The following is a 21,332-nucleotide window of genomic DNA, read 5'->3' on the forward strand; positions in this document are numbered from 1 at the left end:
ATCATAGGGATAGCAATTGAGTAAGCATTTCGTTCCAGCCTTCAGGGCCGGTTAGGGTGCTGGTATAGACCTCTTCTTTTTTTACTGCTGGTGGAGGATTTACCGGGGATAAAATGCGAATGGGGACGTGCGCCGCTTCAAGCATTGCAACGTCGTTCTTACCATCGCCAAGGGCAATAGTGTTAACTTTGGTGGTATGTTGCTTTTGATATTCATTGGCCAGCCACTTGAGAGCCTGGCCTTTATCGCAATTACCTGAAATATGAATGAAGCGGCCGCCTTCCAGAGGGAAAGCACCGCGATCTTTTACTACCTTTAAAAAGCGTTGTTTTTCTTCGTCAGTGCCAAGCCACAAAACCGGCTCGCCAAACTGGCGTTTGGCAGCAAGTGACGCTGACCTTTCGTCAAGCCCAGTACATTCCTGAATTTCTTGAATCGACATTTTTGAGAATTGTTTATACTTGCCGTCAAATTCGCTACCTATTTTTTCAAGTAGCTTAATCCAGTAATTTTTGTTTGAGATAAACGCCTTACACCAGTAGCCATCTATCCAAACTGTACCGCTGGGTTTTTGTTTGAAAAAGCCATGAGGGATGAAAATAGCGGCGCCATTTTCAATAATAAAAGGCCCGTCTAAACCAATACTCTCGCGCAGCGGTTGTAATTCAGCAAAGGTTTTGCTGGTAGTGGGAATAACGGGAATGTCCTTTTTTTCTAATGCCGTTAAAGCCGGTTTCGCCGCCTCGAAAGAGTAGGTATGGTGGTCTAACAGCGTGCCGTCCATATCGGTGAAAACAAGCGTTTTCGTCATCGTTTTACGTCCTGTTTAGTTATCGTTCTTGTTTCATCTAGATAAAACACGGTGTCGCACTTTTCAGGCAAGTGACTTAATGCGTGTTCAGTGATGCGTTGGTAGTGTTGCACAAAGTTTGCCACTTCTTCATCAGACATCACTCCATCGCTATCTTTTAACGCTTTTTGAGCGAGTTTATGTTCTTGTTCTAACCGCCATTGATACACACAGTCGAAACTCGGTGCTTTTAGCATAATGCGGTAGTCTATTTTGTCGAACAACGTCTGATAATCGCCTGCTAGTTCAGTGTTTACAAAAGAGCGCCAAATGCCCAATGGGTCCTCTACTTCTTCAAGGTGGTTTACTGGCCGTTTAAGTTCGCTAGATGTTTGCGCAATAGCGCCCACACACCATCCTTCAAGTATGATGAAATCGGGTGAAGATTCGATTACAGGCCACTGTTCTTTGGGGAACGGGTTATCTGTAGCTTTGTTAAAGCGGGGCAGCGATGTACGCGTGCCTTTTTCTAAACTGCGAAACGTATTTAACGCTAGAGGAATGTCATGAGTACCCGGTACACCACGAGTTGCTAGAAGCGGGTGAACTTTTATTGCTAGCGCATTTCGCTGCGATTGGTCGTAGTAAAAATCGTCAATTGAGAGTGATACCACTTTTTTGTTGTGGACCGAGGTAAGGAAGGACTCGATAAAACTGGTCAGAGTTGATTTACCTGAACCCTGACTGCCATTTATGCCCACGATAAATGGTTGTGTTGCACCGTCTTGGTGCTTAAGCAGTTGCTCACATAATGGGGTGAACCATTTTTGTGCAGTTTCTGCATAGGTACTTGGCAATTGATGCGTCGTTAGAAAGCCATGTATATCCATGTTGTCACCTTAATCAATGCAGAATTCGCACGTTCTTCTTGATTAAGATAACAACATTTGTGCCAATAGGGTAACAGAGGCGTGGTCTTACGACTTACTTCTTGTTAGCGACAATAACGGCCCTTTGTGGTGCAGGGTAACCTTCGATAGTGCGAGTAATATCTTCCGGATCGAGAAAATCTTTCAAAGATTGCGTTTCCATCCAAGGCGTTGCGCGCTGCTCATCTAGGGTTGTGTGGTTGATATCTACAACGCGAATATTTTCAAAGCCTAAGCGGCCTAACCAAACAGATAGGGCTGCAGTGCTCGGTAAGAACCAGACATTTCGCATTTGTGCATAGCGTTCACCCGCCATCAATACTGTGTTTTCATCACCGTCCACGACAAGGGTTTCAAGAACCAGTTCGCCACCTTTTCTTAGCTGGTCTTTAAGTTGCTGCAGAAACGCCATTGGGTCTTTACGGTGGTAAAGTACACCCATAGAAAACACAGTGTCGAAAGCTCTCAGTGGCTGCATGTCTTCAATGCCCATCGGTAGAAAATGGATATTGTCGGAAGGCGCACTACTTTTACTAATAAATTGTTTAATGGCGTGAAACTGAATAAGAAACAGCTGGGTAGGATCTATACCTATTACGTTATTGGCACCTTCACCCAGCATGCGCCACATGTGATAACCACTACCACAACCTACGTCTAAAACGTTTCGGTCTTTCAGCGAACTAATATGAGGTGCTACGCGGTCCCATTTCCAGTCCGAACGCCACTCTGTATCAATATGAATTCCATGAAGATTAAATGGCCCTTTTCTCCAGGGCATAAACTGCTTTAACAATCCTTCAATTTGTTTTTGGACATATTCATCTACGTCATTTTCGGTGCCAATGGAAACGCTTGAGGCTAAATCAACACAACTCGGCGACGTAGTCGGCAGCTTCGAAAGTAAACGGCACCATTTATCAAACTCACCGTGTTTAGCAGTTCGCTGCCAGGTGTCCATTTGTGCCGGTAGCGTTTGAAGCCAATGTGATAGCGGGCTGTCTATTAACGATTTGTAGCAATCGGTAAACCAAGTTTGTTCTAATTTGCTCATACTGTTCTTAATATGTGTTGGCGTTGCGGAAAGACGGACGTAGCGAGATTTGTTTAGCCTTTAATGGCAACCATAGACGTGAAGTTATAACATTTGTACCACATCACAACATCGGTAAACCCGACTTTTCTCAAGCGAGTATCATGCTCGTTAAATGTATCGGTTAGCATAACTTTTTCTAACGCGGCGCGCTTTTGGCTCACTTCTAGTTCACTATAACCGTTGTCGCGCTTAAATTGATGATGTAAATCTACCAGCAGTTCATTGCCAGTAAGGGTAGGGTGGCGTATTTTTTCTGATAGCACCAACATACCGCCGGGGTTAAGCCCGTCGTAAATGCGCTTTAATAACGCTTCGCGGTCAGCGGGTGGGATAAATTGCAAAGTGAAATTCATCACAACCAAAGAGGCATTCTTAATTTCTACACTTTGTGCAAACCCATGCTGAATAACAATTGGGTTTGGCAGTGTGAAGGTCTGTACGACGCGTTTGCAGCGTTCTACCATTGCTTCTGAAGCATCCACACCAATAATTTCACATGTATCGTTAGGTACAGCTCTTGCCACAGATAAACTTGCAGCACCTAAGCTACAGCCAAGATCATAAACGACGGTATTGGGCGTAACGGCAATTTTAGCCAATTCGCCTATGGTGTGAACAATGGTTTCGTATCCAGGCACTGAGCGCTGAATCATATCGGGAAACACATCAACGACAGACTCGTCAAATTTAAAGTCATCTACTTTATTGAGTGCCTTTGCGTATATATTGTCGTGTTTCTTCACAGTGGGTCTTCAATTAACTAATTTGGGGCGCAATTTTACCGTTTGATACGTAAATGCCAATGGAAAACACCAAATTTGTTATATTTTGCGTGATTTTTCTGGTTTAGGGCTTTTCGTTAATGATCTAAAGTATTAATCTATACTCATAATACAATAAGGAAGCAGTAACGCTAATGACAAGAATTCTAGTAGCAGACGATCACCCATTGTTTCGCGAAGCTTTGAGCGGCGCGTTGGAACCTTACTTTGAAAACGCACAGATAATTCAAGCAGGAAGCTTGGATGATGTGATGGCGAAGCTAAACGAATTCGACGGTGTTGAGCTGATCCTTCTTGACCTTAATATGCCTGGCGGTGAATATTTTAACGGCCTTATCACCCTGCGTGAACAATACCCGAATATCCCTATTGGTGTTGTTTCGGGCAGCGATACTGTTGAGGTTGTCGCTCAAGTAATGAGCCTAGGTGCTCAGGGCTTCATCCCCAAAGTGTCGCAAACACGAGAAATTGCTCAGGCTATTGTAGACATTATTGGTGGCAAAAAGTGGCTTCCAGAAGGTATGGAAGAAGAACTAGAGAAAGTTGACGATGAGCTTAAAGTTCTACTTCAGCGTTTCCGTGAACTTACACCTAAACAGATTCAAGTGCTTTCTTACTTACGCGCAGGCTTAATGAACAAGCAAATCGCTCACGAGATGAACGTTACGGAAGCAACCATTAAAGCACACATTAGCGCCATTCTTCGCAAGCTAGAGATCAACACGCGTACGCAAGCCGTATTGTTGATGGATAAACTTCAACTTAGCTAAACTAAGTATTTATCTAGCGCTAATAAAAAACCGGATTATTTATCCGGTTTTTTTGTTTTTAGCGTAACCTCGCCACTTTTAGTAACTATTCCTAAGCCTTTGTCAGGTACATGTTCAAACTTCTTTTGACGCTTTATTAGAAGCGTAGTTGTTGTGTCATCCTTTAAGTCATTGTTAGACGTTTCTGTGTCAATCAGTTTGGTCAAGTATATAGCCCAGTATTCAACGTGAGGCGTTGAGTAATCTTTGTAAAAGGCAATACCTATTTGATCTTGTTCTTGATAAAAAGGTAACTCTGCTAACAAGTGTTGACGGTGTGAAGTCGATGTTTTAAGTGCGTACCACACGTCATCAGCTGTTATATAACCACCAGCAAGGGCCTCCACTTGATTGCTCATCGCATCGCCATAATATTCTGGTAACGTTAAACCAGCATTGCGAATGCGAGTGTTCGGACTGCCGCCCAAAAAGTGAGACACCAAGCCTCTCTCAGCCATGTCTTTCGCTTTTGTTTCAGCCAGCATAACAAGCGTAGGATTACATTTTAGTACCGAACGTTGTTGACCTTTGTCGTTAGCAATTAATAAAGAGAGTTCTCTCGCCTGTTCGGTATTTCCGCAGGTTGTTTGATCGGCCAAGCAAAGGCTAGAAAATACGTAGGTGAGTGATGTTAATAGAATGAATCGTTGACGAAAAAGGCCGCGAGAGCGGCCCTTTTGTTTGGGTATGAAATTAAGCAGCTTTGCCACCTCGTTTCTTAGCAGTGGTGTTGGAATTAACCTTCGCTACTAATTCTTCGTGGTCGAAATCATCGACGTTGATAGTGCGAAGTCTTCCAGCTTCAGTCTTACGAAGTAGATTCGCTTCTTCTTCGTTAATAATTCCTTCTGCTAGCGCTTCGTCAGCAAGCACATCTAAACGGGTAAACGGTAGTTTAGCTTTTTTGTGCTTACAAATACGTTCGAAGATAGGCTCACTTGCTAGTACATCATCAAGAGTTTGCTCAAGATCGCCAAACAAGCTTCCTTCCTCACGGGTGAGGTACTGACCATAACCTAAACGGCTACGTGCAGTTGAAGGCGTTTGAAGCATTTGTGCAATAGCATGTTCTGTCTTGTCTGAAGGCTTACCAATACGTCGGCCAAACGGAATCACCATAACGCGAAGCGCTGCAGCGATTGCGCGGTTAGGGAAGTTAGCCAAGAAGTCATCAATTGCTGTCTCGATATCGTGCAATGTAGTTTGCATTGCCCAATGTAAAAGCGGTAAATCTTCTTTTAGACGACCTTCTTCGTCGAAGCGTTTAAGCGTTGTACTACCCATGTAAAGGCCACTTAGGATGTCACCTAAACGCGCTGATAAACGCTCGCGACGCTTAAGATCACCACCAAGCACACCCATAGAGACATCGGTTAGTAGTGCTAAGTTTGCACTGTAGCCTTGAAGTAGCTTGTAGTAACGCGCCGTTTCGTCAGTGAACGGTGCGCTGCTGAATGCGCCATTGGTTAACGAGAACCAAATACTGCGAACAGTATTAGCTACCGCAAAGCCAATATGACCGAATACCGCTTTATCAAACGCTTTCAACGCTTCTTTCTTGTCTTCGATAGACGCAGCTTCTATTTCCTTAAGCACGTAAGGGTGACAACGCATTGCACCTTGACCAAAGATCATCATGTTACGGGTTAGAATGTTTGCGCCTTCAACCGTAATTGATACTGGTACACCTTGATAGCCGCGACCAAGGTAATTGTTTGGCCCAAGCATAACGCCTTTACCGCCGTGAACATCCATCGAATCATTAATGATTTGACGCATCTTCTCGGTCAAGTGGTACTTACAGATAGCCGAGATAACAGAAGGTTTCTCACCAAGGTCTACACCCACCGTTGAGAAGCGTGTTACGCCATCCATCAAATATGCATTACCACCAATGCGCGCAAGCATTTCTTCAACACCTTCCATATGACCTACAGGCATACGGAACTGGCGACGAATACGTGCATATGCACCCGTTGCAAGAGATACTGATTTAGCACCACCAGCAGCAGATGAAGGAAGGGTAATACAGCGACCTACCGACAAACATTCAACCAGCATGCGCCAGCCGCGACCTGCCATTTTCGGACCACCAATGATGTAATCGATTGGAACGAAAATATCTTCACCCTTAATAGGGCCATTTTGGAATGGCGTATTGAGTGGGAAGTGACGGCGACCAATCTCTAAACCTTTAGTGTCGCGAGGAATAAGGGCACATGTTATGCCCGGCTCTTTGTTATCACCTAGAAGACCTTCAGGATCTTGAAGTTTAAAGGCAAGACCAATAACCGTAGCAACAGGCGCAAGGGTGATGTAGCGTTTGTTAAACGTTAGGCGCATACCCAACACTTCTTCGCCATTCCACTCGCCTTTACATACAACGCCAACATCAGGGATCGCACCTGCATCAGAGCCAGCTTCTGGGCCGGTTAATGCAAAACAAGGGATTTCTTCACCGGCAGCAAGACGGGGAAGATAATGATCTTGTTGCTCTTTTGTACCATAGTGCTGAAGTAATTCGCCCGGGCCCAATGAGTTTGGTACACCGACTGTGCTTGATAGCACCGCGCTTACGCCTGCAAGTTTTTGAAGAACGCGAGACTGGGCATATGCCGAAAACTCTAAACCGCCATACTCTTTCTTGATGATCATAGCGAAGAATTTGTGTTCCTTAAGGAACTGCCAAATTTCAGGTGAAAGATCAGCATCTTTATGGTTTATTTGCCATTCATCGACCATTGAGCACACTTTGTCACAAGGACCGTCTAAGAATGCTTGCTCTTCAGCAGTGAGTCGACCTTTCGGAATGCGGTGTAATTTATCCCAGTCTGGCTTGCCGCTGAAAATATCACCGTCCCACCATACCGTACCTGCGTCGATAGCTTCTTGCTCAGTGCTCGACATTTCAGGCATAACTTTGCGGTAGAAGGCTAGCAGCTTCTTAGAGATGTGCTGCTGTCTGATATTTGCAAGCGTGAACGGCAGTGTTAAAGCAAGGAACACTACCCAACCAAGCAGGCCGATGTCACCGAAAAGGGTGCCTAAAATCATAACACCTGCGCCCATGGCAACCGCTGTTACCAAGCTGGTTCGCTGATAACTAGCTACCGCTAGTGTCAGAACGACCAGTAAAAACCATATAAAATCTGCCATACTTCACTCCTGAAAGGCGTTAAACGTTACGCTAGTCTTATCTGGAGCATAGTGAGTTGCTTTATGAAAAGCAGTCACAGATCGAGGTCAGACCAGCATGCTGTAAACCTATTATTTAATAGGGCAAAGATCAAGATTTTTACATGAATATTCTATTAACAACGACATAAATAATAGGGTAGTGCGTTATCCGCTCTATAAGTATAGTCGTTGCTTATAAATACTGATTTAGAATGTGAATTGTGTTGCGAAACGAGAAGAGGTTACGTGAGGATAAGACAGCAACAGTGTAAATAAAAAAGCACGTCTGAATGCTAGTTCATAACGTGCTTTATTCAACAATTGTGAAAAAGTTGTTGAGACAAAAAACGGTTTATCTTTACGCTTTACTGCGTCTCAAACGATTTCAGTTTGATATCGCCCTGTTCATCGCCTTCTTTGAACTGTTGCAGACGAACTAACGTGTAGTTAAGTGATGGCGCAAACCAAGCAAACGTCTCACGCTTATTTGAGTCGCGAATAAGCTTAACTTTTACAGTTTCAATTTTACCGAAAGGTAAAGACAATACCTCTTCATCCACCACTTGAACGCCGTAGTGACGAAGTTCGCCACGATAATTTACGAAGTGGTATTCTAAAGATGTCTTACCTTCCGCTAACTGCTTTGCAAGGTCAATACGATAAATTTGGTTATCAAATTCACCGTTCCAATCAAATGTTTCGCCATTCTCGACTGCAATTTTGCCTTGTCCCTGATGACTAAACGTTACCTTAAGCTCTTTATCAGGCCCTGTGCCAGAACGATTATAGTAGTACTCAGAAGGTACGACGGTATTATCATTAACAGTAAAAATAGAATGTTCACTGCGTTTGTCAGACAAGAAAAACTTAGACACTTTTGACGTGTAAATTAGAGAATACTGTTGGTCACCTAATTTCGAGAGCTCAATATTCGCTTCGCCTACGTCGTCACCCCATTTGTATGCGGTATAGGTTGCCTTGTAGGGATGAAGCGGTAGCTCTGCACTATCCGTATTTTCTGTACTAGGGTTTGCTTGCGCCGCCACTGAAAGCGATGCTGCTAACAGTGCGCCTAAAGCAAAAGGCTTAGTCGCTTGCATAACCAGATTCTGGTAATTCTTGCTCATCTAAAACTGCCTTATTGTTTCGCATCGATAATCGACCTGCACTAAACCAAGATAGCACAAGCGGATAGATACGACGTTCTTGTTCTTGAACACGCTCGGCCAAGTCGCTTGCTGTGTCATCTTCAAACACAGGTACGCGGCTTTGAATGATAACAGGGCCGCCGTCGAGCTCTGGTGTAACAAAGTGCACGCTAACGCCGTGCTCCTTGTCTCCATTGTCGATAGCTCGCTGATGCGTATTCAAACCTTTGTACTTCGGCAACAAAGATGGATGAATGTTCACTAATTTTCCAGCAAAGCTGTCGACGAACTCCGGTGTTAAGATACGCATAAAGCCTGCAAGAACAACACAGTCTGCGCCAAAAGCCTCAATTTGTGCTTTGAGCGCCCCGTCATAAGACTCTCGTGAATCGAAGCCTGTATGATCTAAGCAAACCGCATTGATCCCGGCTTCTTTAGCGCGTTCCAGACCATAAGCAGTAGGGCGATTACTGATCACGCCGCTGATTTCCGCATTCAGACGGCCTGCTTTTATTTCATCGATAATGGCTTGTAAATTGCTGCCATTACCTGAAATAAGTACGCATAGTTTGGTTACACTGTTACTCACGCGTTGATCTCTACTTGCTCTTCGCCATCTTTTGCTGCGATATCACCAATAACCCAAGCATTTTCACCGTGTTGTTTAAGAATATTCAGTGCAGCATCGGTATCGCTTTCGTCAACAACGATTACAAGGCCAACACCACAGTTAAACGTGCGGTACATTTCGTGGCGAGTCACGTTACCGTTTTCTTGTAACCAAGAGAAGATTGCAGGCCATTCCCAGGTGCTTTCATCAATAACCACTTTCGCATCTTCAGGTAGCACGCGAGGGATGTTCTCCCAAAAACCACCGCCCGTGATGTGAGAAATAGCGCTTACTTGCACTTCTTCAAGCAATGCCAATACCGATTTAACATAGATGCGAGTAGGCTCGAGAAGTTGGTCGATGATAGGCTTGCCGTTTAGGTCGGCGTTTACATCTGCACCACTAACTTCAATAATCTTTCTAACTAATGAGTAACCGTTTGAGTGAGGGCCCGATGAACCAAGTGCAATTAGTTTTTGACCTGGTTTAACGTTAGTGCCGTCAATAACCTTATCAGCTTCAACCACGCCGACGCAGAAGCCTGCAATATCGTAGTCGCCATCGTGATACATTCCAGGCATTTCGGCTGTTTCACCACCAATTAATGCACAACCTGCTTGCTCACAGCCGGCGCCAATGCCGGTAACGACCGACGCGGCTACATCAACGTCAAGCTTGCCAGTTGCGTAGTAATCTAGAAAGAATAGGGGCTCAGCACCTTGAACAATAAGGTCGTTTACGCACATTGCTACTAAGTCGATACCAACACCGTCATGACGGTTAGCATCCATAGCAACTCTTAGTTTTGTACCCACGCCGTCAGTACCTGAAACAAGTAGCGGCTTTTTATATTTAGTAGGCAGTTCACAAAGTGCACCAAAACCACCCAGATTACCTTTTACTTCTGGTCTATGGGTTTTCTTGGTAACAGATTTAATGCGTTCAACAAGTTGATTACCTGCATCGATATCTACGCCTGCATCTTTGTAACTTAAAGAGGTTTTATTTTCGCTCACGGTTGGGCCCTGAAACTAAGAGGTAGAAAACCGCGGATTCTACCAGCAAGTCGTCACAAGTCCAATTTGTGAAGGCTATTTTATGCGCTTTTTGATCTTTTTTATTTTAGGGGTGAAATTAAACCCAATATAAAAGACAATAGAAGGCTATCTTTTGGTGAACATCTTGCTTGATAAAATGTCTCGCTCTAAAAAGTTGAGTGAATTGCGCGCAGGTTAGTCCGAGTTTACCGTATATAGGTAAGCGAGATTAACTGACGATTCGATAGGTAAGGAATTGATTTTAAGAGAGTATGGAGTGTCAATGTTAACGGCAGTAAAGCGTAACACCAATGGAACTAATTTAACGAGAGTTAGCTTGAAAGGCATTCTGGGCATTTCATTTCTTGCTGCGCTGACTTACGCCCCCTTTATAAATGCGGCTCAACGCGTGGTGGTCAACGAAGCGCAGATTCAAGTTGAAGATCAAACTCAGCGCACCCAACAAAACGCGCTTAAAAAAGCATTAAGGCAGGTTTTTGTGAAAATGTCGGGCAGCACAAGTGTGCTCGATAATGCCGGTGTTAGAGCAGCCTTATCGTCGCCTCAATCGCTGCTTCGTTCCTATCGATTTGCTTTTGACAAAGGCAGAACGTATTACGTTGCGGAGTTCGATCAAGCAAAACTCAATGAACTTCTTCAGCGTGAAATGCTTCCGCTCTGGGGTGATAGACGCCCTGAAACGATAGTGTGGCTTGCGCAGGAAGACGAAAACGAAACTCGCATCATCTTAGACGAATCTCTCAATACAGAATTACAACATACGCTCAAACAAACGGCGAAAGAACGAGGCGTTCCATTAAGCTTGCCTTTAATGGACCTTACCGACAATGTAAATATTTCTACTTATGATGTGTGGGGACGATTTGTTGAGCCTTTGCGCAAAGCATCTACACGCTATAGCGTCGACAACATTATTGGTGCCAGAGTTTATCGTAACGACGCGAGTGCAATTCCTGATTTGCCGGAAAATGTTGTGCCTTCTGGCACAGTAGAATCTCTTGATAGCGTGCTAGATGAAGAAGCACAGTTTAGAGCACAAGCTGATGAACAAAGTTTCGATGAGCGAAATCCGCGTGTAGATAATACAGACGCACAGCGTACCTTTTCAGATAACGTTGAGTCTGGTGCGATTAATAACGGTGTTGATGCTCAGTTAAACGACGGTTATGACGCTACAAACCAAAACTTAAATAATGCTGACGGAACCTCGGCGAAGGAGCTGGCGCAGGAAGAGAGCACAACGATGCCGTTCACCATGAACGAGTTTGCCAACTATGCGAAGCGTGCCGATGAAGGTGACTATGCACTAGACTGGGTGTTCGTTGGTGGCGGTAAGGTTAGCTATGGCAGCATATACGGTGATTCGCCCGAAGCTCTTGGCAATCAGTTAATCGATGCCTACTCAAATTATTTATCGTCGCTTTATGCAATCGTAGGAATCGAAGCGTCTGAGCGAGAAGTTATCAAGGTATCGATTGCCAATATTGGCTCGGTAAAAAGTTACGCCAGCGCTACTGACTATTTAAATAGTTTAAGTGTGATTGAAAACGCTACACTAGTAGAGCAATCTGGTTCTGTTGCCACGTACTCACTTACATTAATTGGAACGGTGGACGATTTACTTAACAGTATTAAACTAGAAAGCAAATTACGTCCCGTAACCGATTCGTACGGACAATCCGTGAAAGGACATAGTTTCTATTGGAGCAATTAATTTAGCATGCAGCTGCCTTTGCCTGTCACGCTACCTGTTGACGAAAACTTCGATAGTTTTGTCAATACGGGTAACGAAGAAGTAGTTTCAGTCCTTGAGCAGATTGCAGATGCGCTGCCACACTGGCGCGAGGCTCCTGAATTGGGGCCTTTAGCATCGCTTCAGCTGCCTTTGCTTACTTTACTAGGCAGTACCGCTATCGGTAAAAGTCACTTATTGTTTGCCACTTGTCATCAACTAGCCGAAAAATCGGTTAGTCACCTTTATTTAAATCTTAATAATTACGAAGCGTGGTCGCTCGATATTTTCGAAGGCCTAGAGAATCTTTCGTTAATTGCATTAGACAACATTCACGCGATAGCGGGCGATTTACGTTGGGAAGAAGCGTTGTTCGATTTGTTAAACCGAGTGATTGAGACTAAACAAACCATGGTACTTTGTTCTAGTCACCTAGGCCCATCTAACCCGGCTTTTGTATTACCTGACTTGCGTTCTCGCTTGGCGTGGGGGGTTATTTATCACGTAAACCAACTGGATGACAATGGTCGTGAAGAAGCCGTGCGCTTACGTGCAGCGGAACGTGGGTTAAAGCTATCAAACCAAGCACTACAGTTTCTTTTGCACCATAGTGAACGAGACCTAAAAAGCCTCATGTCACTATTAGCCCGTTTAGACACACGCTCACTCCAAGAACAAAAACGCTTATCGGTGGGCATGGTTAAGCGGGAGCTTAACCTAAGATAGTCTAAGCGCGAGCTTAACCTAAATTAGTCAAATCGCTGCTGTGTTGCCGTTTATTGTTCTTTTCTTAAACTATGAGCGCTTGATGTGGTTCTAAATTCTTCTGCTACCGTCATTAGAGTTCCATCAGAAGTAACCGAATTGTTTCCGCCGTTCTGTAGCATTAACTTATCGCTCGCAGACTGTACGTTTGGATTTGTACTAGACGCAGAGTCCCGCCAGGTAATATCGTTCGGAAGCAGATAAGGGCTTGGAAGTGACGCTTGAATAGCAGGTATTTCGAGTTCGGGTAAAATTCTACTTAATACGTAATCTACGCGCATAGTAACGTTATCATCATTTACACGGTTTCTCTGAGCCCAAGTGGGAATGAAACTGCCGTCTTCCAGTGTCTCTCTTGTAAATACGCCTACATCCGCTTCTGCCTCAAGCCGGTAAAGCATCATGAAGCGCTCGAATAACATGGCGAGATCTTCTCGTTCCGTAAAGTAAGAATAGAAAGCAACCGCACCATCATCCTCAAACCAATTTGCCACTTGTAGCGCGGTATAATTTCGCTGCGCGCTTGAAGCGGTTGCGCCGCCGTATCGAACTTCGGCCAAAGCATGGAGTTGTGACGACGTAAGAGGCAATGAAGTTGTTAGCCCCGTAGAAATGGGAGAGCTGTCATCATAAGACGACAGTGGGCTCGCGCTATTGCTGAGTTGTTGCCATTCGGTGTAGTCGAAAAAGTCATTGGCGTGAGCTAGCTCGTGGTATAGCAAATAGCTTAATGCTGCTTCTACGTCGCTCACGTCACGTGGAAGTCTATCTGCTACGTTCGCTGTGCTGATATTAGGGAAATAATAGGCCCCGTTTTTCACGTAGCGCCATGACGTCGTAAAATCGAGCTCACTACCAAAACCACTTCTATAATCTGGGCGAGTATTTAGCGTGTCTCGCTCTTGCGGTGTGCGCCAAAAGTTGTTGGCATCTAAGTAAATGGCACCAGTGGCAACCCAATAAAATGACGGGCGGATATCGTAAGAAATCACAATCGCGTTAGTTGCGCGTAGTAACTTAAGCATGTCATCACGGGTTGCTGAAGTTTCTAAATACGTTCTAAATGCATCGCCCATCCACGGATGCGAGACGTATGTTCTATCTAAAATATCATCGATAGTGGGGCTTTCGGTGACTTGGCCAATCAGTGGTAGCTGAGAGAACGTACAGCTGTTTGAAACCTGATTGTTATAAACACAATCAACAAGTGCCGACGCGTAAGGGCTGTCGGCTCTATAGGGCTGCATATGCGCGCTTACCGTTTCGGGAATACTTGTCTCGTCATCTACAAAAAAGCCGCTATTGTTAATGTCGATGTTTTTCACTAGAACTTGCGCGCTATCGGTTAACACCTCGCCATTTGAGAGTGTAACGGTACTTTCTATTTCAATGATTGTGTCGTTGCTGACTCGAGGCGCTTGAAAATATATCGAATGAGAATAATCACCATCATCAAAGTTGAAGTTATTGACGATTGGTCCAGACGTTTGTTGCCACGTGATATTTGAGATTGTTAACCCTTGCGAGTTAACGGTGTCAACGCGAAGAGAAACTCTGCCGCCTTCGGATGCCTCATGACCCAATCGTAATGCGGCAATCGGCGCGGTACTTTCGTTCGTTTGTAACGTTATGGTGTCTGTAAGCGTTGTGCCATTTTCTAAGCTAACGTTTACGGCGATATCAAAGCTACCTGAAGAGGTAACATCAAAGCCGATAGCCTGCGTGTGAGCACTGAGAGGCTGCTGTGATACGCCTGAGACTTGCCAATCGATATCTACAATAGCGTGGCCAGTAGGCGAGGCGACAGCAAAGTCGACCGCATCGCCTACAACGGCGTTTGTAGGGCCTGAAATGCTAATGGTTGGAGGAATGGAAGGAGTGCTTGGGGCTGAACTATCGCCTGAACCAGAACCTCCACATGCTGCAAGTAACGATAATGATGCGATTACTAATGTAAATTCAGGCAAATGGCGTGTCATATTAACCCCTTGGCAGCATGTGTTTTCGCTGTGTATTACATGATCATTGTTGACCTTGCTCAAAGCGTGCTTTTTCTTCTTGCATCTCTTCTTTAAGCTTTTTAAGGCCCAAACCCAATTCACGACCACGTTTTCTAGCAAACGCACTACAGCCGACAAACATACCCGTGCATAGAATAATCTCTACCACTGCATACCAACGTTCATCAGGTACAGCGTATGCCACAGTGCATCCGTGAATGAGGTAAAACAAAACGACAAAATTGGCCCATGCGTGAGTATATGGCTTGCCTTTTAATATACCCCAGTAAGGTAACAATAAAGGTAAAATATAAAACAAGGCAATAAACAAAGGAGAGTAAGTATGCTCTTTAGTAAATGTAAATTGCCACAGTGTTATCCATACGATTAACCCGGTGTGGCTTATAAGTGCGAGATAGCGATAAAAACGCGTATCTGGTGCCATGGTAATGTCTCCGAAACAATTTGTTTTTTAATGTTCTTTATAAGGTCTACGTTTTATGCGCCAAATAACGTAACTGTTAGGCGTTGTCTGCTAGTTTTTTAGCGAACATTGCAAGTCGCTTACCCTGAGCAATGCATAGCGCTTTTTCATCTACACTCAATTGCTCTGGTGCACTTAAACTGTGATGAGCGACGTGTGTTACACCGTAAGGGCTGCCACCCATTGTGGTGTTGTGTAGCGCAGGCTCACTGTAAGGTAGCCCGCAAATCACCATGCCGTGATGGATAAGCGGAACCATCATGGAAAGTAATGTGGATTCCTGGCCGCCGTGCATGGAAGAAGAAGATGTAAATACACACGCAGGCTTGTCAATCAACGCGCCTTTTAACCATTGACTGCTTGTAGAATCCAAAAAGTGTTTTACTGGCGCTGCCATATTGCCGAAACGCGTAGGACTACCTAACGCCAGGGCACTGCACTGTTCGAGTTCCTGAAGGGAGACCTCGGGTACAGCACTAGATGCCGCGTCATTAGCTGCATCGCTGATACTCTTGACTGTACGTACTATCACAGGAACATCTAATGACGATACTCCTTGGGCGATGGCATCAGCTAATCGCTTTGTGCTGCCGTTGCGGCTGTAATAAAGTACGAGAACAGGTTGCACTATACAATTTCCAAAACAGATTCTGGCGGACGACCAATTCTGGCTTTCTCGCCATTTATAACAATGGGACGCTCTATCAACTTGGGCGTGTGAGCCATAGCTTCAAAAAGCGCATTATCAGACAGTGCGCTGTCACCTAAGTTAGCATCTTTATATTCTGCTTCTTTAGTACGCATCATATCTCTAACCGATCCAAGGTTAAGTTTTTTAAATATCTCTTTCAGTTCTTTTGCGTCAAGAGGGTGCTTTAGGTACTCAACAATAACAGGCGCTACACCTTGCTCTTTAAGTAGTGCTAGGGTTTGTCTGCTCTTTGAACAGCGAGGATTGTGAATAATGGTAATGTCTGTCATAAATACTCTTGTTCATGATTATATGAATTGGCGCGAACTATTGCGTTTTTGCCATAGAATATCAAGCAGTTTACCGATAACGGGTAATAAATTCGTACTATTCTTTGTTTACAGCATCGTTTCTGGAAAACGGTGTTTAAACAGCGTGGTTGAATTTATGTTAGTGCGCGAAGTAAGAATCTGGCACTATGAAAAAATAGTCAAAATTAGAAGGTTATATGTTGTTGTCACAGCTAAAAAGCAATGCAGGAAAAATAAAGCCTATACTCTTTCTAGTGCTGTTAGCGCTTGTTGCGTTTGCCGGTGCATATACGTATCAGCGTCTTCAACATGACTTTGAAACATTAGATGGAACTGCTTACCTTTGGCAAGATCTTGAGGGGAAGTGGGTTGTGGTAAATTACTTTGCGCCATGGTGTGCACCATGTCTACGAGAAATGCCTGAGCTCGTCACATTTAATCATTCGCTTCCTGACGATACCCGTCTTTTTGCTATTAACTACGACCTTAAAACGAAGCCTGAACTCAAAGCCATGGCTGAGAAGTTTGATATTGATTTGCCTGTTATTATAAGTTCGCCAGACACTAAACTGCCCATGCAAAAACCCCCTTATTTACCAGCAACGTTTATTCTTGGACCTGATGGGAAAATAAAGGATACGATAATGGGAGAAATTACGGCAGCGCATCTGCGTCAGCGCCTAGCTGAATTGAAAGGCGCTGACGAATAGCAGGGAAGTGCGATGGTCTAGAGTCGTTGTAAACGCTCTTCTTGGTCGCGAAATTGTTTTATTCTCGCTCTGATTCTTTGTTTTTCAAGGTGATCATCGCCTGCGAAATTATACGCATATTGAAGTTCGTCAACCGCGCGGTTATAAGCACCATACAATGCATATACTTCCGCTTTGCTCTGATGCATTTGCGAGAAACGTTTCGACTTTTGATACGCCTCACTCATCAACTGATGTGCCAATTGATAATCTTTTTTAACCAGCAGGAAATCCTTAAGTAGAGACACCGCTTCTTCATATTTGTTTGCGCTTATGTAAGCATTGGCCTGGTTTAGTGCCAATACTTGATTTCTAGGGTTATGCGTAACGTGAGGTCTTAGCATTTCAACGGCTTTTAAAGGCTCACCTTGCGAAATATAGATATCTGTCATAGCGTCGAGATAAAAGAGGTTACCTCTATCTTTTGCTATTAACTCATCCATAATGTCTTTGGCTTTTTCGATTTTTTCGGCGCGCATATAAGCAAGCGCTAAACCATATAATGACGCTTCTTTACTGCGCTGTACGTCTTGAGCCACGGCCGCTTCGAAATATTCTACAGCGTAATCAGCTTTAAACGAGTAGCGTGCCTTTATACGTGCTTTTGCCAACTCGAATTGCTTGTTAATGGGTAAGTAGCGTCTAGGGTAGTCACCAGCGCGATTTCTCGCATCAGCAATACGGGTTTCGGTTAAAGGGTGAGTGAGCAGCCTTGCGGGTGGACGAGAAACCATGCGGTACTCTTCCGCCATGGTAGAAAAGAATGAAGCAGCCGCACTCGGATCGAAGCCCGCACGAGCAAGCATTGCGATACCAATTCTATCGGCTTCTTGTTCATTTGAACGGGTATAGTCGATTTGCAATTGTGCAGAGGCTGCGGTTCCCGCCTGCATGGCCGCAATTCCCGCTTCTGGGTTGGCCATAGCAATTAGCACCCCGCCGATAAGTGACGCCAAGGCTAGGGGAGATGAGCGCTGCTGCGCCTGCATACGTCGCGCTATGTGGCGTTGAGTTACGTGAGAAATTTCGTGCGCTAGCACCGAAGCCAGTTCACTTTCATTTTCAGCACGACGCATTAAACCGGTGTGAACACCAATGTGACCGCCAAAAAACGCAAATGCGTTAATGGCATCATTATTTACCCAGAAAAATTCAAAAGGAAATTTGGCGTTGTCAGCATGGACAACCAATCGGTTGCCTACATCCTGTAAATATTCATCCAGCACCGGATCTGAGATTACAGGACTTTGACCGCGCATTTGCCGCATTACGGCATCGCCTACGATCATCTCTTTATCAAGCGATATGGCGTCTGACGCAACAACACCTATTTCAGGTAACGCATTTTTATTGCTGTAATTGGCATCTTGTGCAACAGCCGTGAGGCTCGATGTGAGCACGAAGGAAAGGGCAACCAAAGATGCTGAAAACTTTTTTCTCATGAACCTACAATCATTGTATACGGTTAATACTGCTTAATCCTTAGAGCGCTAAGTTGCTAAACAGTTTCAAATTTTATTTTTTCTTATATGCATCATTTTCGAAGACACAAGGCAATATCGCCTATGCCATCTCGTTTATGACACGTCAGTTATACCAATGCGACACAAACGCATCCAGTTTATTCTTTTACTGTTGTAACAACCACTCTACACATTAATGCTTATACTGTAAAAACATCATACCAGTTTGATTTTGAAAGATTCTTAAGTGCTACTTATTGCTAAGTGCTAGCGCTATCAACTATGATGCGTGTCCTATTCTTAGTAATTTCTAGGCGTTTATATGATTAGCGTTTTTGGTCGTTGGTACCGACGCAAATTTTCTGATCCTGATGCAGCAATGTTGCTTATCTTGATCCTTTTGACCACGGCAGTGTTGCTATTGTGGGGCGGGCTAATTATGCCTGTGTTGGTCGCAGCAGTGATTGCGTATTTACTCGATTGGCCAGTCTGTCGCTTGGTAAATGTCGGCGTAAGTAGAACGCTCGCCTGCGTCGTTGTAATGCTCGGCTTTATCACTATAACCATATTAACCTTAATTGGCCTTGTTCCAATTATATCAAAGCAAAGCGTTAACTTGATTCAAGAAACGCCGCTAATATGGCAGAAAGCACAAGAATGGATATTAACGCTTCCGGACAAATATCCAGATTACGTTCAGGTATATCAAATCCATCAAATGATGGAAGGTTTAAATGACAAATTGGTTGAGGTGGGCGAAACCCTTATTTCTGCTTCGTTTAGTAATATCGCCAACTTAGCTGCGTTGCTCGTTTACGTTATCCTCGTACCGCTTATGGTGTTTTTCATGCTAAAAGATAAGCTTTTCTTTTTAGACAGCATATCTCGCTTGCTGCCTAAGGAGCGACGCTTAATTACGCAAGTTGGTCACGAAATGAACTCTCAAATTGCCAACTATATTCGCGGCAAAGTGATCGAGATTATAATTGTGGGCGCGGTGAGCTGCGTAACGTTTGTATTGATGGACTTACGTTATGCTATTTTGCTTGGCGTATTGGTGGGATTTTCAGTACTTATTCCGTACATTGGTGCAGCAGTGGTTACTATACCCGTGGCCGTTGTCGCTATGTTTCAGTGGGGTATTTCACCAGAATTTTGGTATTTAATGATAGCGTACGGTATTATTCAGGCGTTAGACGGTAACTTGTTGGTACCGCTGCTATTCTCGGAGGCGGTTAGCTTGCATCCGCTTTATATAATCGTTGCAGTATTAGTGTTTGGAGGTCTTTGGGGTTTCTGGGGCGTATTTTTCGCTATTCCTCTCGCTACCCTCGTGAAGGCGGTAATTACAGCGTGGTCTAGTAACCCCGTTATTGTACCCGAAGAGGCAAAGTAGTTATTCCCATTTGGCGAACCAGTCAGCGCCATCCAGTACGAGATTCAAAACGAGTACTGATTCAAATAGGCGTTATAGGTAAACACTGATACGAATTGAACAAGTATAAAAAAGCCCCGAAAACATAATGTTATCGGGGCTTTTTAAATTCTATACCGGTTTAGCTGTTTAGATAATCAAGTACTACGGTGTGGTGTTCTTTTGTTTTGAACTTGTTGAAAACGTGCTCAATAACACCGTTTTCATCCACGAGGAATGTTTGGCGATGAATGCCATCATACTCTTTACCCATAAACTTTTTAGGTCCCCACACACCAAAAGCGTCGGCAACGGCGTGGTCTTCATCAGAAAGCAACGTAAAGTTTAGGTTTTCTTTTTCGATGAATTTAGGCAGGCGTTTAACTGCATCTGGGCTAATTCCTAGCACAACCACATTTTTCGCCGTTAGTTCTTCGTTTACGTCGCGTAAGCCCTGGGCTTGTACTGTGCAACCTGGCGTCATCGCTTTAGGGTAAAAATAAACCAGTACTTTTTTACCTGCGAAATCAGCTAAAGATACGGTTTCATCATTTTGGTTCTGCAATGAGAATTGTGGGGCTTTATCACCAGCTTGTAACGTTTTCATTGGGATCCTTTTTTTGTTTGTCTACAACTTTGCCTGTCACATTTAACGAAGTGAACAGGGACATTAGATCAGATTCTAGTGCGTCTACATTTTCATTAGAGGGAAGAGAAACAACAAATTTGCAGCGCATGTTGTCTTTACCCGATGTTTTGTCTTTAAATGTGCGTTGTCTAAATGCGCTTATCATTGCATGACGCTCGGCAAAAAAGCCGGTCACCGCTTTAATCAAGCCAGCTGCATCTTCGCCACTAAACTCGACATTAAAAAGATGGGCAAGGTTTTGCTTTTCGTGATGGCTAGTGCGCTTCATCATAGAAAGCAGGTCAAGACGCTGAAATAGCGAAGGTAAAATACATTCAGCTTTTGTGATAGCGCTTTGCGTTCCTTCTATGATCATGGTCAACGAGAACTCTTTGCCGTAAATGGCTTGCCTGCTATCTAGAATATTGCACTGAGCTTCTGATACCGTCGTTGCAATTTCGCTTAAAATGCCACTTTTGTCTGTCCCCAAGATGGTGACGATAAGTTGGTGTTTCGACATCTACTTCACTTCAATGTTAATAATGTCGGGATGTTAGCACAGAGTTTTTTTATAAGTCAGCGCCTTTTTCTTGCCTTTGAATAAGATATTGTCAAATTCTTGTCATTTTACTTGCGCTATTACTTGTGTTTAAGCACCGACATATTTACCATGTGCGCTCACATTTTTCGGAGAGA

The 21,332-nt window shown here is 44.1% G+C and carries 21 protein-coding genes; 5 read left to right on the plus strand and 16 right to left on the minus strand.

Features of this window, described 5'->3' with window-relative positions; genetic code table 11:
- Nucleotide 1 precedes the first annotated feature (1 nt).
- From KUL49_RS03355 to cmoA, 4 genes are all read right to left on the minus strand, one after another.
- The gene (locus KUL49_RS03355) at nt 2–811 is read right to left on the minus strand and encodes a mannosyl-3-phosphoglycerate phosphatase (protein ID WP_014949681.1); all 810 of its coding nucleotides are present in this window, start codon (nt 809–811) and stop codon (nt 2–4) included.
- The gene (locus KUL49_RS03360; RefSeq protein ID WP_014976694.1) at nt 808–1,680 is read right to left on the minus strand and encodes a kinase; all 873 of its coding nucleotides are present in this window, start codon (nt 1,678–1,680) and stop codon (nt 808–810) included. Before KUL49_RS03360 ends, KUL49_RS03355 begins: the two co-directional genes overlap by 4 nt.
- A 94-nt stretch (nt 1,681–1,774) precedes the next feature.
- A complete protein-coding gene (gene cmoB, locus KUL49_RS03365; RefSeq protein ID WP_039234580.1) occupies nt 1,775–2,773 on the minus strand; it encodes a tRNA 5-methoxyuridine(34)/uridine 5-oxyacetic acid(34) synthase CmoB in 999 nt (332 codons plus the stop codon).
- A gap of 53 nt (nt 2,774–2,826) precedes the next feature.
- Entirely contained in the window at nt 2,827–3,558 is a 732-nt protein-coding gene (gene cmoA / locus KUL49_RS03370; RefSeq protein WP_039227627.1) for a carboxy-S-adenosyl-L-methionine synthase CmoA, read from the minus strand.
- A gap of 173 nt (nt 3,559–3,731) precedes the next feature.
- Between cmoA and KUL49_RS03375 the strand changes: the two genes are divergently transcribed.
- Nucleotides 3,732–4,367 (plus strand): response regulator transcription factor, encoded by a 636-nt coding sequence (locus KUL49_RS03375; RefSeq protein ID WP_131136317.1) that lies wholly within the window; start codon nt 3,732–3,734, stop codon nt 4,365–4,367.
- A 35-nt stretch (nt 4,368–4,402) separates the two neighbouring features.
- Here the strand turns inward: KUL49_RS03375 and KUL49_RS03380 are convergent, their stop codons facing one another.
- The 5 genes from KUL49_RS03380 to purM all read right to left on the minus strand — a co-directional run bounded on the left by KUL49_RS03380 (nt 4,403) and on the right by purM (nt 10,357).
- Nucleotides 4,403–5,116 carry a CAP domain-containing protein gene (locus KUL49_RS03380; RefSeq protein ID WP_131136318.1) on the minus strand — a complete coding sequence of 238 codons (714 nt, stop codon included), beginning with the start codon at nt 5,114–5,116 and terminating at the stop codon, nt 4,403–4,405.
- Nucleotides 5,100–7,562 (minus strand): acyl-CoA dehydrogenase FadE, encoded by a 2,463-nt coding sequence (gene fadE, locus KUL49_RS03385; RefSeq protein WP_014976690.1) that lies wholly within the window; start codon nt 7,560–7,562, stop codon nt 5,100–5,102. Before fadE ends, KUL49_RS03380 begins: the two co-directional genes overlap by 17 nt.
- A gap of 386 nt (nt 7,563–7,948) precedes the next feature.
- Nucleotides 7,949–8,710 carry a DUF3108 domain-containing protein gene (locus tag KUL49_RS03390; RefSeq protein ID WP_242633713.1) on the minus strand — a complete coding sequence of 254 codons (762 nt, stop codon included), beginning with the start codon at nt 8,708–8,710 and terminating at the stop codon, nt 7,949–7,951.
- Nucleotides 8,670–9,320, minus strand: coding sequence for a phosphoribosylglycinamide formyltransferase (gene purN / locus KUL49_RS03395; RefSeq protein ID WP_014979424.1), 651 nt, complete (start codon nt 9,318–9,320; stop codon nt 8,670–8,672). Before purN ends, KUL49_RS03390 begins: the two co-directional genes overlap by 41 nt.
- On the minus strand, nt 9,317–10,357 hold the full coding sequence (gene purM / locus KUL49_RS03400; RefSeq protein WP_014976688.1) for a phosphoribosylformylglycinamidine cyclo-ligase: 1,041 nt from the start codon (nt 10,355–10,357) through the stop codon (nt 9,317–9,319). Before purM ends, purN begins: the two co-directional genes overlap by 4 nt.
- Nucleotides 10,358–10,661: 304 nt before the next feature.
- Here purM and KUL49_RS03405 point away from each other — a divergent pair, with 304 nt between their 5' ends.
- Both KUL49_RS03405 and hda read left to right on the plus strand, forming a co-directional pair.
- Nucleotides 10,662–12,113 carry a DUF2066 domain-containing protein gene (locus KUL49_RS03405; protein ID WP_131136319.1) on the plus strand — a complete coding sequence of 484 codons (1,452 nt, stop codon included), beginning with the start codon at nt 10,662–10,664 and terminating at the stop codon, nt 12,111–12,113.
- A 6-nt stretch (nt 12,114–12,119) separates the two neighbouring features.
- Entirely contained in the window at nt 12,120–12,857 is a 738-nt protein-coding gene (gene hda, locus KUL49_RS03410) for a DnaA regulatory inactivator Hda (protein WP_014949670.1), read from the plus strand.
- A 50-nt stretch (nt 12,858–12,907) separates the two neighbouring features.
- Here hda and KUL49_RS03415 read toward each other — a convergent pair whose 3' ends face one another.
- The 4 genes from KUL49_RS03415 to arsC form a co-directional block, all read right to left on the minus strand.
- A complete protein-coding gene (locus KUL49_RS03415) occupies nt 12,908–14,875 on the minus strand; it encodes a hypothetical protein (protein ID WP_131136320.1) in 1,968 nt (655 codons plus the stop codon).
- A gap of 43 nt (nt 14,876–14,918) precedes the next feature.
- Nucleotides 14,919–15,341, minus strand: coding sequence for a DUF2069 domain-containing protein (locus KUL49_RS03420; protein WP_039220793.1), 423 nt, complete (start codon nt 15,339–15,341; stop codon nt 14,919–14,921).
- Between the two features lie 76 nt (nt 15,342–15,417).
- Nucleotides 15,418–16,008, minus strand: a complete 591-nt coding sequence (gene wrbA, locus KUL49_RS03425; protein ID WP_131136321.1) for an NAD(P)H:quinone oxidoreductase — start codon at nt 16,006–16,008, stop codon at nt 15,418–15,420.
- A complete protein-coding gene (arsC, locus tag KUL49_RS03430) occupies nt 16,008–16,361 on the minus strand; it encodes an arsenate reductase (glutaredoxin) (RefSeq protein WP_131136322.1) in 354 nt (117 codons plus the stop codon). Before arsC ends, wrbA begins: the two co-directional genes overlap by 1 nt.
- Before the next feature lie 218 nt (nt 16,362–16,579).
- On the opposite strand from arsC, the gene KUL49_RS03435 reads away from it, so the two are divergent.
- Nucleotides 16,580–17,092 carry a TlpA disulfide reductase family protein gene (locus KUL49_RS03435; protein WP_131136323.1) on the plus strand — a complete coding sequence of 171 codons (513 nt, stop codon included), beginning with the start codon at nt 16,580–16,582 and terminating at the stop codon, nt 17,090–17,092.
- 17 nt (nt 17,093–17,109) lie between these two features.
- Here the strand turns inward: KUL49_RS03435 and KUL49_RS03440 are convergent, their stop codons facing one another.
- Nucleotides 17,110–18,573, minus strand: a complete 1,464-nt coding sequence (locus tag KUL49_RS03440) for a M48 family metalloprotease (protein ID WP_014949664.1) — start codon at nt 18,571–18,573, stop codon at nt 17,110–17,112.
- Between the two features lie 343 nt (nt 18,574–18,916).
- Between KUL49_RS03440 and KUL49_RS03445 the strand changes: the two genes are divergently transcribed.
- Nucleotides 18,917–19,990 (plus strand): AI-2E family transporter, encoded by a 1,074-nt coding sequence (locus KUL49_RS03445; protein ID WP_014949663.1) that lies wholly within the window; start codon nt 18,917–18,919, stop codon nt 19,988–19,990.
- A gap of 160 nt (nt 19,991–20,150) precedes the next feature.
- Here KUL49_RS03445 and bcp read toward each other — a convergent pair whose 3' ends face one another.
- Together bcp and KUL49_RS03455 are read right to left on the minus strand one after the other, a co-directional pair.
- Nucleotides 20,151–20,615 (minus strand): thioredoxin-dependent thiol peroxidase, encoded by a 465-nt coding sequence (gene bcp, locus KUL49_RS03450; protein ID WP_014949662.1) that lies wholly within the window; start codon nt 20,613–20,615, stop codon nt 20,151–20,153.
- Nucleotides 20,593–21,156: a glycine cleavage system protein R gene (locus KUL49_RS03455; protein WP_014976680.1), complete on the minus strand. Its 564-nt coding sequence runs from the start codon at nt 21,154–21,156 to the stop codon at nt 20,593–20,595. Before KUL49_RS03455 ends, bcp begins: the two co-directional genes overlap by 23 nt.
- Nucleotides 21,157–21,332: the final 176 nt, after the last annotated feature.

The sequence above is a fragment of the Alteromonas sp. KUL17 genome (assembly GCF_006538305.1).
Lineage (GTDB): Bacteria > Pseudomonadota > Gammaproteobacteria > Enterobacterales > Alteromonadaceae > Alteromonas > Alteromonas macleodii.